12 protein-coding genes and 1 pseudogene are annotated in these 13,037 nt (G+C 36.6%); 10 read left to right on the forward strand and 3 right to left on the reverse strand.

Features of this window, described 5'->3' with window-relative positions:
* From GYY69_RS06000 to GYY69_RS06015, 4 genes are all read left to right on the forward strand, one after another.
* A partial coding sequence (locus GYY69_RS06000) for a hypothetical protein (RefSeq protein WP_174796859.1) occupies positions 1 to 623 on the forward strand: 623 nt, incomplete at its 5' end.
* Between the two features lie 4 nt (positions 624 to 627).
* Positions 628 to 987, forward strand: coding sequence for a hypothetical protein (locus tag GYY69_RS06005; RefSeq protein WP_174796860.1), 360 nt, complete (start codon positions 628 to 630; stop codon positions 985 to 987).
* Between the two features lie 276 nt (positions 988 to 1,263).
* Positions 1,264 to 3,141 (forward strand): glycohydrolase toxin TNT-related protein, encoded by a 1,878-nt coding sequence (locus GYY69_RS12955; RefSeq protein ID WP_174796861.1) that lies wholly within the window; start codon positions 1,264 to 1,266, stop codon positions 3,139 to 3,141.
* A gap of 27 nt (positions 3,142 to 3,168) precedes the next feature.
* On the forward strand, positions 3,169 to 3,405 hold the full coding sequence (locus GYY69_RS06015) for a hypothetical protein (protein ID WP_174796862.1): 237 nt from the start codon (positions 3,169 to 3,171) through the stop codon (positions 3,403 to 3,405).
* Between the two features lie 103 nt (positions 3,406 to 3,508).
* On the opposite strand, the gene GYY69_RS13065 is transcribed toward GYY69_RS06015, so the two are convergent.
* Positions 3,509 to 3,760 carry a SymE family type I addiction module toxin gene (locus GYY69_RS13065; RefSeq protein WP_446718887.1) on the reverse strand — a complete coding sequence of 84 codons (252 nt, stop codon included), beginning with the start codon at positions 3,758 to 3,760 and terminating at the stop codon, positions 3,509 to 3,511.
* A gap of 168 nt (positions 3,761 to 3,928) precedes the next feature.
* Between GYY69_RS13065 and GYY69_RS06025 the strand changes: the two are divergent.
* Together GYY69_RS06025 and GYY69_RS06030 are read left to right on the forward strand one after the other, a co-directional pair.
* Positions 3,929 to 4,690, forward strand: a pseudogene (locus tag GYY69_RS06025) (VENN motif pre-toxin domain-containing protein); the annotation flags it as partial.
* Complete coding sequence (locus GYY69_RS06030) at positions 4,677 to 4,928, forward strand: hypothetical protein (RefSeq protein WP_174787273.1); 252 nt, start codon at positions 4,677 to 4,679, stop codon at positions 4,926 to 4,928. The pseudogene GYY69_RS06025 and the gene GYY69_RS06030, both read left to right, overlap by 14 nt.
* Positions 4,929 to 5,248: 320 nt before the next feature.
* On the opposite strand, the gene GYY69_RS06035 is transcribed toward GYY69_RS06030, so the two are convergent.
* Both GYY69_RS06035 and GYY69_RS06040 read right to left on the reverse strand, forming a co-directional pair.
* Positions 5,249 to 5,941 carry an IS3 family transposase gene (locus GYY69_RS06035; protein WP_174796863.1) on the reverse strand — a complete coding sequence of 231 codons (693 nt, stop codon included), beginning with the start codon at positions 5,939 to 5,941 and terminating at the stop codon, positions 5,249 to 5,251.
* Positions 5,942 to 5,954: 13 nt separating this feature from the next.
* Positions 5,955 to 6,988, reverse strand: a protein-coding gene (locus GYY69_RS06040; protein ID WP_446718886.1) for an IS3 family transposase whose coding sequence is annotated in 2 segments (ribosomal slippage) — positions 5,955 to 6,736 and positions 6,736 to 6,988 — 1,035 coding nt in all. Because the reading frame shifts where the segments join, the coding sequence is not laid out codon by codon here.
* A gap of 371 nt (positions 6,989 to 7,359) precedes the next feature.
* Between GYY69_RS06040 and GYY69_RS06045 the strand changes: the two genes are divergently transcribed.
* From GYY69_RS06045 to uvrA, 4 genes are all read left to right on the forward strand, one after another.
* Positions 7,360 to 7,680, forward strand: a complete 321-nt coding sequence (locus tag GYY69_RS06045) for a hypothetical protein (protein ID WP_065591031.1) — start codon at positions 7,360 to 7,362, stop codon at positions 7,678 to 7,680.
* A 701-nt stretch (positions 7,681 to 8,381) separates the two neighbouring features.
* The gene (locus tag GYY69_RS06050) at positions 8,382 to 8,852 is read left to right on the forward strand and encodes a YhcH/YjgK/YiaL family protein (RefSeq protein WP_174796864.1); all 471 of its coding nucleotides are present in this window, start codon (positions 8,382 to 8,384) and stop codon (positions 8,850 to 8,852) included.
* 25 nt (positions 8,853 to 8,877) lie between these two features.
* On the forward strand, positions 8,878 to 9,822 hold the full coding sequence (locus tag GYY69_RS06055; RefSeq protein ID WP_174796865.1) for a sugar kinase: 945 nt from the start codon (positions 8,878 to 8,880) through the stop codon (positions 9,820 to 9,822).
* Positions 9,823 to 10,065: 243 nt separating this feature from the next.
* On the forward strand, positions 10,066 to 12,894 hold the full coding sequence (gene uvrA / locus GYY69_RS06060) for an excinuclease ABC subunit UvrA (RefSeq protein ID WP_174796997.1): 2,829 nt from the start codon (positions 10,066 to 10,068) through the stop codon (positions 12,892 to 12,894).
* Positions 12,895 to 13,037 lie beyond the last annotated feature (143 nt).

The raw sequence follows: 13,037 nt of genomic DNA on the forward strand, positions 1-13,037 counted from the left end.
TAAAAGAAGCGGAAGTAGCATATAAAGCGGGGAATGTTGCTGAAGGTAATCGCTTGATGAATCAAGCTGCAAGCCAGTCAAAACAAATTGAAACAACAGTTATAAAAAATAGTGCAGCTGGAAAGGGGACGAATGGACAAATAATAAAAAACAGTGATGGTTTGAATGAAATGAAAATAAATCAAACTCCATTGGAAGGGCAGAACCGTCTCAATACTCCAGATCTGGGCGGTAGTGGTAAATTAAAACCCGCTGAAGCAGCCGCTGCAGCGCAGCTTGAGCCAGCATTAGGTAAAATGGAGCGTTATACTCCTCCGCCAGGAGCAACACAAGGCGCATCTCCCGACTTTGTAATTACTTCAGGTCCTAATAAAGGTAAAACAGTAGATGCTTTATATACAACTGATAAGCTTTCGCAAAAAGAAATTGATGGATTAAATAAATTTTACGAAAAAAACATGAATATTGGCAGCGGTAAAGATGTTATTCAAGATCATTTGAAGAAAGCGGATTTTGTCCCTGTTGACTTTAGGGTATTAACACCTGCTAATCAAAAAATATTTTTAGATTACATAAAAACATTGCCTAAAACACAACAAAATAAAATCATTATCATGAGGTAGTACAATGGGTGCAAGTTTATTCGTAGGTTGGAACGATAAAGAGCAACGAGAAGCTAATTTTCAAAGGACAGGAGGATTTGTAAATAGCAGTTATTGGGATGCCTTTGGCGATTTACTCGATGCGGTATTTTTGCCTAATTATCCTAAATTACACGAAATCATAAAATCGGAAGAAGGAGAATACTTAAAGTTTTATTCTTTTGTAGAGTTGGATAAAGAACAATTTAACCAATCTGTAAAATTAATAAGGGATTATATTGCAAAGCAGAATAATCCAACCGAATGGCAAAAAATGGCTCAGGTTGTATGGAATGAAATAGCTGAGCCTTATATTATTAAGGATAATCGTTATCTACCTAGTTAGATTAGTCACATCCTAAATTTTATATATTTGTAAATTAAAAGTGACAGTTAATACTGTCACTAAATTCGATAATTAATTTTTTAATTACTAATTTTGGCTTAGCACCACTTTAGCTATTACTATTTTTATGCACTATTGTAGTAAATAAAGCCTATCTGTAGTATTGCTTATTGTGTCATATCTCATTCAATTTAAAAACACACTATTTACTTACAAAAAATCTGTTGGTCAACTTATTAATTTTATATTGTTTTTTGTTTTTGTGCGGCAGTGGCGGTGATATCGTCAGAAGCGAAAGATACCAGTAAAAACAAACTTGACACAGGCACAATCAGCTTTAGTGATATCAAAAACAAAGCGGATTTTAAAGTTAGCCACGTCTCAGTCAGTGGCGGCACTGGCGGAGCGAGCGCCCCGACGGCGTATCAAAACAGCGAAAAAGAGTCCAGCATAACGCATTCAGCGGTAGAAAATGGGCAACTCATCATCCGTAATAAAGACGACCAAAAACAAGATATCAACGAACTAAGCCGAGATACCGAGCATGCGAATAACTCACTGAAACCGATATTTAACAAACAAAAAGAGCTAGACAAATTAGAATCGGTAGAGCTAGTTAAAGACATCGCTCAACAGGCAAAAGGAGTGGTAAACAAATATGACCGCCTACAGGCGCAAAAAGAGGTAGATAAAAACAAGGAAGCGTTATCGAAAAAAGAAGCGGAGAAAGCCTATAATAAGTTAAGTGCGGAAGAACAAGCACGGATTGATTTTAATAAATATTATGAAGACAATAAAGACTACTGGTATTCAGAGGCGGTAGACAGCCAATTACAAGCCAACCAAGCGACCAAAAATCTGGGCACAATGGGGGGAGATGTAAGCAAAGGTATTGACACGGCGACATCAATTATCACGGGTATTATCACCGGTGACATTACGGGTGGTTTAGCAGGGACAAGTGCTCCGTGGATAGCCGAACAGATAAAACTGCACACAGGGCATATGGATAAAGACGGCAACTGGGTGAGTGATAATGAAACAGCGAGATTAGTATCGCATGCTATACTGGGTGCGGTGGTAGCCGAATTACAAGGTAACTCAGGTCTTGCTGGAGGAGCGGGAGCCGTAGGCGGAGAGCTGGCGTCAAAAGTCATCTTAGATAACCTCTATGGTGGAAAAGACATCAAAGACCTCACTGAAGCTGAAAAACAAAACATCAGCGCGTTAACCCAATTAGTGATGGGACTATCAACTGCAGTAAGTGGCGGAGATGCGGGAGATATCAGCACTTCGATAGCTGCGAGTAAGAATGCGGTTGAGAATAATGGATTAAGTTGGGCAGATGGTGGATTTGGTGGCGATTTTATTGGTCTTTCACCTGAAACAGGGGCAAATTATGAAGGTATCCTCCATGCCTCAGCAGCGGGTTATTTAACGCCAGAAGAAACCGAGCAAGCACTCAGTGACTTGATAAAGGGTAAAGGAATGCCTAATGGTAGCGATTATGTTGAATTATGGATGCGTGCACCCGAACAAATTGGGCAATATTTACCAGGTCCAATCGGTACAGCAATGGCGATTTTAGCTGCAACTGATGTTGCCATAACAGATACAGATAAAGCTAATCTAATACAATTATTAACTGAGGCAAGCAAGGATCATTTATCAGGATCAAATAATACTGAATCAACGACTGCGCTTAATATGATGATAAATCGATTAGGTGCGGGTAGTACAAATGCGCATCTTCAAAGTATAATCAAAGGTAATGTAGAATCCAATGTTGCAAAAACTCAAAAAGGTAAAGATTCAAGTAATTTTGGTGAACACAGTAAATTGGAAGGAAAAGTTCAGGAAGATTTAGGTATTTGGCCACCAAATAGTGGGGCTTATGGGCCTGTTGAAAAAGTAACACTTAAACCAGGAGCAACTGTTGATAGATATGGATATGATACTGATTACTATATATCCCCAGAAGGTATAGCCTTTGAGCAACGAGCAATACCTTCATCTTCATTAGAAAAACCTTATAAAGTTTATAAAATATTGAAACCAATAGAAGATGTATCACAAAGCAAAGTTTTACCATGGTTCGGTCAACCAGGTCAAGGAACACAATATAAGTTAACCTGTAAAATGGTATGTAGATAATGGTTACATAAAAGAGGTAATAAAATAATGAATAGAGATGAATTGAAAAAAATTTTAGATGTTAAAAAAGTTCCCCATATGTCATATAGTCTTGATGGACTTAAAGATGGTGATTGTCTTTGTATTGTTCAAGATAATGAAAAATGGCTATTAGTTCATAATGATCGTGGTAGTAAAAACTATATAGGTGATTTTAATTCAGAAGATGAAGTTTGTAACGAATTTTATGCAATTCTGAAAAGAAACTACAATTGGACTAATTAATAGAAAACAGAATATTCCGCACTATGTTGGAATATATCTTATGATCTCTCATTTCTGCGATCCTCATCGCAGAAATGAGTTAATTATCTTCCAATTATGCGATCTACTTCACAAGTTGGACAATTAACTTGCCTTTTTTAGCCGTAATGGTGACAGGTTGTCCAGTTGTAAAGCCAGCTTGCTCTAACCAATTACTTTTTAAATATAAAGCAGGGTGTTTGCTGTAATGGGTGGGAGCCTGTGCGACTTTGGGCTCATGTCGGACGCTGACATAGCCAACAGTGTAATGACGTTGCGAGCGCTTTCGCAGGGTTTTACTCGTGGTTTTGGTTTTGGCTGTTTTTGCCCGTAGAATGGGCGTTAGTCATGATAACTACTCCTTAAGTCGTGAGTTGTTGTGATTAGCAGTGGTAGCAGGGTGCGAACCTGTTACTACTACGTTATTTTGCTAATATTTTAATCTGTTTTTTAGTCAGAAAAGCATCCAAAAATATCTTAATCACGGTTTTAAGACCTTACTGAAGCTGAAAAACAAAACATCAGCGCGTTAACCCACTTAGTGATGGGGCTATCAACAGCAGTGAGTGGCGGAGATGCGGGAGATATCAGCACTTCGATAGCTGCGAGTAAGAATGCGGTTGAGAATAATGCCATTTTAGGACAATTCGTAGGAAAAACTGAAAAAGAAATAATGGAAAAAATTCATGCTCAAGCTAATTGTGAAAATGATAGGGAAGGATGTAAATTAGTAGGTACAATTGTTATTGGTACTATATTAGTACCAGTTGTGATAGCACTCTTACCAGAAGAGGCAATTATTGGTGGATTTTTAAGTGGTACAGCAAATATTGGTGGTCAATATTATTTTAATGAAGATGGCAGTATCAGTTGGAGAGATGTAGGAATAGCAACAGGAACGGGTGCTTTTACTGCTGGATTTGGCACTAAATTTTGGGGAACAATCAGTTGGAATGCTGCTGGGGGTGCATTATTGAATCAATTAGATGGTAAAGATCCTGTAACAGGTGCCATAATTGGTGCTGGCTCATCAACAATTGGTTATGGCCTTGGAAAATATGCAGAAAAAGGACTCCGTCCAATCTTTAATCCAGCAGCAAATAAATATATTCATGAAACAAACAAAGGCTTTTTAGGAATAACAGGGCATTATACAGAAAGCTCAATTCCTGCTATTGGGGGGAATGTAGCTGATTCTATACTTGGTACAATGACAGAAAATTATATTAAAGAAAAAGTTGGTAAAAACAAAAATGAAAAAAAATAGAAAATATTTGGCATTATTATATTGTGTAACAGTAGTTCCTTTTCTGTTTTTTTGTAGTGCAATTATAATTGAATTAACCATCTCAATAATACTGTTTATTATGTATAATGTAGATTTTATATATGGCGTTAATGATATATATATAGCTTGTAAGGTAGCTTGTTTTGGTATTCCTACAGGGATAGCATTTTGGTATTTAGAGTGTCGTCGCTATGGAATTAAAATATTTGGTAAATAATATTATCCCAGCTTTAATGCTGGGATTTTACCCTATCCAAAATTTTGTATATTTGTTATTTAAAGATAGTAGTTAATTCTGTGACTAAATTCTTAACTTCGCCAAAATATTAGATAGTGCTCGCCTCTATCATTTTATCGTTTTTGTAATCAATCATAATGCGGTAGACAGCCAATTACAAGCCAACCAAGCGACCAAAAATCTGGGCACTATGGGTGGTGATGTTAGTAAAGGTATTAACACGGCGACATTACTGGTGACTTTGCGGGCGCCAGTGCCCTGTAAATACCCCAAACTTAGTACAAGATTCAAGTAGAAAATCATGCCGTTTGTTTTAGTGTTTTATACTCAATCGGTGTCATGTTATTTAATGCCTCATGCGGTCTTTCGGTATTATAAATCGTTAACCATTCTTCGGTTATTCTCCTTGCTTGTGCTAAGTTGTTAAAAAGATATAAATCGAGTACTTCAGTACGATAGGTACGATTAAATCGTTCAATATAGCCATTTTGATAAGGACTACCGGGCTGGATATAATCAATGGCTATATCATGGGATTTAGCCCAGTTTATAAAGGTTTTTCCTGTAAATTCTGGCCCATTATCGACCCGTATTTTTAATGGATACCCATGATATTCGGCCAGTTTATCTAAATAACGGGTAATTCTCCCTGCCGGTAAGCTTACTGCAATATCAATGCCTAGCGCCTCACGATTAAAGTCATCGATGACATTGAATGTCCTAAAGCGACGTTGATTACAACTACTGTCACTCATAAAAACCATTGACCAACATTCACCTTGTTTATTGGGTGCTGATAGCCTTTCTGGGTTTCGTGGAGGAATGCGTTTTTTACGCTTTACCCTGAGATTAAGCTTTAATTCACAATACACCCGATACACTCGTTTATGGTTCCATTTATAGCCGAGCTTTCTGATACGATTAAAGCATTTAGGAAAGCCCCAGCGTAAATGCCGGTCTGTGATTGTAAATACCCCAAACCTAGTACACAACTCACGTAGAAAATCATGCTGCTTGTTTTAGTGTTTTATACTCAATCGGTGTCATGTTATTTAACGCCTCATGCGGTCTTTCGGTATTATAAATCGTTAACCATTCTTCGGTTATTCTCCTTGCTTGTGCTAAGTTGTTAAAAAGATATAAATCGAGTACTTCAGTACGATAGGTACGATTAAATCGTTCAATATAACCATTTTGATAAGGACTACCGGGCTGGATATAATCAATGTTTATACCATGTAACTTTGCCCAGTTTATAAAGGTTTTTCCTGTAAATTCTGGCCCATTATCGACTCGTATTTTTAATGGATACCCATGATATTCGGCCAGTTTATCTAAGTAACGGGTAACTCTCCCTGCCGGTAAGCTTACCGCAATATCAATGCCTAGCGCCTCACGATTAAAGTCATCGATGACATTGAATGTCCTAAAGCGACGTTGATTACCACTACTATCACTCATAAAATCCATTGACCAACATTCACCTTGTTTATTGGGTACTAATAACCTTTCCGGGCATCGTGGAGGAATGCGTTGTTTACGCTTTACCCTCAGATTAAGCTTTAATTCACAATACACCCGATACACCCGTTTATGATTCCATTTATAGCCGAGCTTTCTGATGCGATTAAAGCATTTAGGAAAGCCCCAGCGTAAATGCCGGTCTGTGATAGCATTCAACACCGAAACAATCACCGAATCATCCAGTAACTTAGGTTGATAATAAACAGAATGATTTTGTTGTAGTTGCTGTGCCCACGTTTTACGTGCCTTTGTGGGCACTAAAGCTTTTTTATAATTTCTTCCTGAAGCTGGGATTTTAAGCTCAGTTCGGCAAACATCTGCTTAAGCTTGCGGTTTTCGGCCTCCAGCTCCTTTAAGCGTTTGATGTCTGAAGTTTCCATTCCGCCATATTTTTCCCGCCATTTATAGAAAGTTGAATTACCCATGCCATATTTACGACAGAGCTCCTTGACAGGAATACCGGCTTCAGCTTCTTTTAAAATAGATACAATCTGATGTTCGGTCATTTTTTTCATAATTAAATCCCCTTTACTTTTATCATAGAGAATTTTCTACTTTTTTGCTGTACTATTTTAGGGGATAGTTACAAAGTGATAACCAACAAAATCGTAAAGATATCGAGGGTTCTTGGGATAAAGGTACCTTTGATTCTCCAGAAGGCTCATTAAAATATCATTTCGATAAACACGGTAAAGAAGTTGGCGCTTTAACTCCTGAAGAATATTTACATAAAGCCAAAGTATTTTCCCAGAATTTAAAAGGTGCAAGAAAGGTAAAGATTAATACACCAACATATGGAGTGATCAGATATTATAAAAATGGAAGATATATCGATAAACTAGGTGATAAAATTATCTCATTTGGTAAACAATAAAGGAACTTAAATATGTGGCATGATTTAGTTATTGATAATGTGGTAAAAATTGAAAAAAATGTTGCAGAATTCGTTATTTGGATGCCTATTTTACCGTATGCAAAAATGAAAATTAAAATTTATGAAAGTCCCTCAAGACGATACACAGGTATGACTGATTTAGCTATAAAGCGTAAATTTGATGGATATCCTGAGAATGGCTTAGGAAGTGGGGATACAATTGAAGAAGCTTTAAAAAATACCATGAAAAATTTTAATGCAATGTTAACAGAAGATGGCTTCGAAGAGTTAACACCTGAAGATATTGAATATTCAGAGTGGTCTGATTTTTAGACCCCATCCTAGATTTTGTGTATTTTCAGTCAAAGGTGACAGTTAATTCTGTCACCAAATTCTATATTTAACACGCCCGATCTTGAAATCTCCTTTAACCGATTCATCTTGCGTACTTTCCAGCAAATAATCGCAGATGACATTCAATGATTAGTTATTCAATTTAGGATCTCACAAGATTATAAAACTATACCGTACTTTATTTGTTCCATCCCTCCTGTCAAGTGATAAGCCGTTATTGAATTCTAATAAAATGAAACGGTATAGAATCCTGAATTATTTTTACAAAACTAGTCACCTAAGTTAAAAAGCAAAAGGTAAAAAAGCGTGTCGGGGGAAAAATACGTTAGAATAACGAACTAAGGCAAAGTTATTTGTAACAAATTGATATATAATGAAAAATATTAAAACGGTCGGGCGCTGGATATAATACTGGAAAGGGAGCATATAGTACTAATAGCCTTGATTTTTTTCTAAGTTCATTACAAAAATCTTCAATCTGTTTACTTTTTTTTTGTAATGATCTCCAAGTTATATTATACCGATAAAAACATAAAAACTTATTAACAAATGATCTACAAAAACAGATTACTTAAGTATATACTCTTTATCAATTAAATTAGATTATCATGGTGTATGTTAGTCGTGGGTAATTTAATTGTCGGTATGTATTTTCGTCAATATTTTAAGGATCTTTTAGTATGATTTTAGGTAATATTAATCATTTAAGGTTAGTTCCTTATTTACCTTCCAAAATAAAACAATCTATTGAATATATTCAAGACAACGTTAATATTAATACACCTATAGGGCGCTATGATATTGATGGGGATAAGATGTTCTTTATGGTGTCTGATAGCCGAACGCGTCATATTTGTGATGCTAAGCCGGAATATCATGAAAAATATATCGATGTTCAGATTGTATTGGAAGGGCAAGAGGGGATGGCTGTGAGCACATTACCACCCTATACCAAAGTGTTAGACAATAAATTGGCAGAAAACGATATTGCTTTTGTTGAAACACCAAAAGAAGAAACCATGTTAATATTACAAGAAAATGATTTTATTGTGTTTTTACCCAATGAGGTACATAAGCCGCTTTGTGCAATTGATAGTAAGATTGCAACTGTCCGAAAAGTTGTGATAAAAATCGCATTGGATTATTTATAATCTGATTAAGGATAATAGTTATAATATGACAACTAAAATAGCGGTTATTGGCGAATGCATGATTGAACTGGCGATCAAACAAAATTCGACTGAGCGTAGTTTTGGCGGCGATACACTTAACACCGCTATTTATTTGTCACGTTTACTTAAAGATAATGATTTTGCAATTCATTATGTAACGGGAATTGGCACTGATCCTTTTAGTCAAGAGATGTTAGATAATTGGCAAAAAGAAAATATTCAAACTGATTTAGTGCAAAGAATGTCAGATAAGATGCCTGGTCTTTATTCTATTGTGACCGATGAGCAGGGTGAGCGTTCTTTTTATTATTGGCGTAATGACGCTGCAGCTAAATTTTGGTTGCAAACAGCCGAAACAGATAAGATAACGCAGCAAATTGCTCAGTATGATTATGTGTATTTGAGTGGTATTAGTATCGCTATTTTAGATGCTGAAAGCATCCTTAAATTATTAGAACTTTTAAAATGTGTTAAGGCCAATGGTGGTAAAGTTATTTTTGATAATAACTTCCGTCCACGTTTATGGCGTAGCCTTGATTTGGCTCGTAGTGTTTATGCCGATATTCTTAACCTTACTGATATTGCATTTTTGACGCTAGATGATGAAGATTTGTTATGGGGCAAATTGCCTTATGAGCAAGTTATTGAACGTACAAAAAAATTTGGCGTAACTGAAATTATTATTAAACGAGGCAGTGATAGCTGTATTATTGATTCAGCTGAAGGTCGTTTTGACGTTCCGGCTAATAAAATAGCTAAAGACAAAGTGATTGATACTACCGCTGCAGGAGATTCTTTTAGTGCTGGCTATCTTGGTGCGCGTTTACATGGAAGCAGTCCATCACAATCAGCATTACAGGGTCACTTGGTGGCTGGTACGGTTATACAATATCGCGGTGCAATTATCCCTGTCGAAGCTACGCCGAAATTAATAGAATTAAGTCAATAGATTAAGTTTATTCAGCGAAAAACGGTTAGTAATGGTCGTTTTTTGTTCTAGTTTTAGAAACTAATATTTTCAGTTTATATTCTTGTCAAAAAGTTTCAGAAAAGACCATGTTTTAATATAAAATTGGTCAAGTAATAGATTCATTTATATAGTTGTATATTTCATCAAATGTTACTGGTATAATATACAGTTGATTTTCTATTCATTTAGTTTAAAAACACACATAAGAAGAGATCTATGTCAATCAAAGATATCGATATTCGTGGCGCTCGCACGCACAATCTAAAAAACATTAATGTAACCATTCCAAGAGATAAGTTAGTTGTTATCACCGGTCTTTCGGGATCAGGTAAATCTTCGTTAGCATTTGATACTCTCTATGCTGAAGGGCAACGACGTTATGTTGAATCGTTGTCGGCGTATGCTCGTCAGTTTTTATCATTGATGGAAAAACCTGATGTCGATCATATTGAAGGTTTATCGCCAGCTATTTCGATTGAGCAAAAATCGACTTCACATAATCCTCGCTCGACAGTTGGAACTATCACTGAAATTTATGATTACTTACGTTTGCTTTTTGCCCGAATTGGTGAACCTCGTTGCCCTAATCATCATTTACCATTAGCAGCACAAACGGTATCACAAATGGTCGATAGTATTATGGGATTACCTACTGAAAATCGTTATATGCTGCTAGCACCTGTGGTCACCGAACGTAAAGGTGAATTTGTTAAATTATTTGAGCAACTAGCAGCTAGTGGTTATATTCGGGTAAGAGTAGATGGTGATGTCTATGATCTTTCTGATCCACCCATTCTTGAACTGCAAAAAAAACATACCATTGAGGTTGTTGTTGACCGTTTCCGTATTCGTGATGATTTAAAGCTTCGTTTGGCCGAGTCGATTGAAACCGTGCTTTCGATCACTAATGGTATTGTTAAAGTGGCAAATTTGGATGATCCTCAAGCTGAAGAATATCTGTTTTCGGCTAATTTTGCCTGCCCAATTTGTGGTTATAGTATTTCAGAGTTAGAGCCTCGATTATTTTCGTTCAATAACCCAGCTGGCGCATGCCCTGAGTGTGATGGTTTGGGCGTGCAACAATATTTTGATCAAAAGCGTATCGTGCAAATGCCAGAAGTTTCGTTAGCTGCTGGTGCGATTAAAGGTTGGGATCGTCGTAACTTTTACTATTTCCAGATGCTAAAATCATTAGCGGAACATTATAAATTTGATATTGATAAACCCTATGAAAAATTACCTGAAAAGGTAAAAGATATTTTATTAAATGGTTCAGGTAATACCGAAATCCAATTTATCTACACCAATGATCGTGGTGATGTGGTTAAACGTAAACATCCGTTTGAAGGCATCATCAATAACTTAGCTCGTCGGTATAAAGAAACTGAATCACAAACTATTCGTGAAGATTTAGCCAAATATATTAGCCATCGACCTTGCCCTTGTTGTGGCGGTTCAAGGTTGTGTACAGCAGCAAGAAATGTATTTATTAATGATACTAATCTACCGGCCATTAGTGATTTAAGCACTCAAAAAGCGAAAGATTTTTTCGATCAGTTGTCATTAACAGGGCAACGAGCTCAAATTGCCGAAAAAATCTTAAAAGAGATCAACGACCGTTTACAATTTTTGATTAATGTTGGGCTTAACTATTTAACACTTTCACGCTCAGCTGAAACCTTATCAGGAGGAGAAGCGCAACGTATTCGATTAGCTAGCCAAATTGGTGCGGGGCTGGTTGGTGTGATGTATGTATTAGATGAGCCTTCTATCGGATTGCATCAGCGCGATAACACTCGTCTAATTGACACTTTAACGCATTTACGTGATTTAGGTAATACTGTCATTGTGGTTGAACATGATGAAGAAGCAATTATGGCTGCTGATTATGTGATTGATATTGGACCTGGAGCAGGGGTTCATGGTGGTGAAGTTGTTGCGCAAGGTACGCCTAAGCAGATTATGGCATGTAAAAAATCTTTAACAGGCCAATACTTATCTGGTAAAGAAAAGATTGAAATTCCAACTGCGCGCACTAAAGTTGATAAGAAAAAAATATTATCACTTATTGGCGCTACCGGAAATAACCTTAAAGATGTAACATTAAATATTCCGGTTGGATTATTTACTTGTATTACTGGTGTATCAGGTTCAGGTAAATCAACACTAATTAATGATACGTTATATCCTCTTGCACAAAATGAACTCAATGGTGCCGAAAAAACAGAAATAGCGCCATATCAAGCCATTAAAGGGCTTAACCATTTTGATAAGGTCATTGCGATCGACCAAAGTCCAATCGGGCGTACACCGCGTTCTAATCCTGCAACTTATACTGGATTTTTTACTTCTATCCGTGAACTTTATGCTGGTGTACCAGAATCCCGCGCACGAGGCTATAATCCTGGGCGATTTAGTTTTAATGTTAAGGGAGGACGATGTGAAGCTTGCCAAGGTGATGGTTTAATTAAAGTTGAAATGCACTTTTTGCCGGATATTTATGTTCCTTGTGATCAGTGTCATGGCGCTCGTTATAATCGTGAAACCTTAGAGATCAAATATAAAGGTAAGTCTATTAACGAGATTTTGAATTTGACAGTTGAAGAAGGGCGTGAATTTTTTGATGCAGTACCGATGATTGCTCGTAAATTACAAACCCTAATTGATGTAGGTCTTTCTTATATTACCATTGGGCAATCAGCAACAACATTATCAGGTGGTGAGGCACAACGTGTAAAACTTGCAAAAGAATTATCGAAGCGAGATACTGGACGCACTTTATATATATTAGATGAACCAACAACAGGTCTACATTTTGCTGATGTTAAACAATTACTAGCGCAATTGCATTCATTGCGAGATAAAGGCAATACAATTGTTGTGATTGAGCATAATTTGGATGTGGTTAAAACAGCTGATTGGATAGTTGATTTAGGTCCAGAAGGGGGTAATGGTGGGGGAGAGATTATTGCCGAAGGGACACCTGAAGAGGTTGCTAAATCTAAACATTCCTACACTGGAAAATATTTAAAACCGTTGTTGGAAAAATAATAAACTAAGTAGGATTGTATTATTACTACTTAGCGTAGATAGAACGGGCAAGGTATGACGTCTGTTCTATTATACTTTACCAGCAAGTAGAGTCAGATACAGGTTTTAAGGTGCTGATTAGCATTTAGCGTTCGATTATTAAA

The organism is Gilliamella sp. ESL0250 (genome assembly GCF_013345045.1).
Taxonomy (GTDB): Bacteria; Pseudomonadota; Gammaproteobacteria; order Enterobacterales; family Orbaceae; genus Gilliamella; species Gilliamella apicola_H.

Coding starts and splice junctions, on each gene's coding strand:
- GYY69_RS06055 (WP_174796865.1), top strand. CDS start 8,878: ATGACAACTAAAATAGCGGTTATTGGCGAATGCATGATTGAACTGGCG.
- GYY69_RS06015 (WP_174796862.1), top strand. CDS start 3,169: ATGAATAGAGATGAATTGAAAAAAATTTTAGATGTTAAAAAAGTTCCC.
- GYY69_RS06005 (WP_174796860.1), top strand. CDS start 628: ATGGGTGCAAGTTTATTCGTAGGTTGGAACGATAAAGAGCAACGAGAA.
- GYY69_RS06050 (WP_174796864.1), top strand. CDS start 8,382: ATGATTTTAGGTAATATTAATCATTTAAGGTTAGTTCCTTATTTACCT.
- GYY69_RS06030 (WP_174787273.1), top strand. CDS start 4,677: ATGAAAAAAAATAGAAAATATTTGGCATTATTATATTGTGTAACAGTA.
- GYY69_RS06045 (WP_065591031.1), top strand. CDS start 7,360: ATGTGGCATGATTTAGTTATTGATAATGTGGTAAAAATTGAAAAAAAT.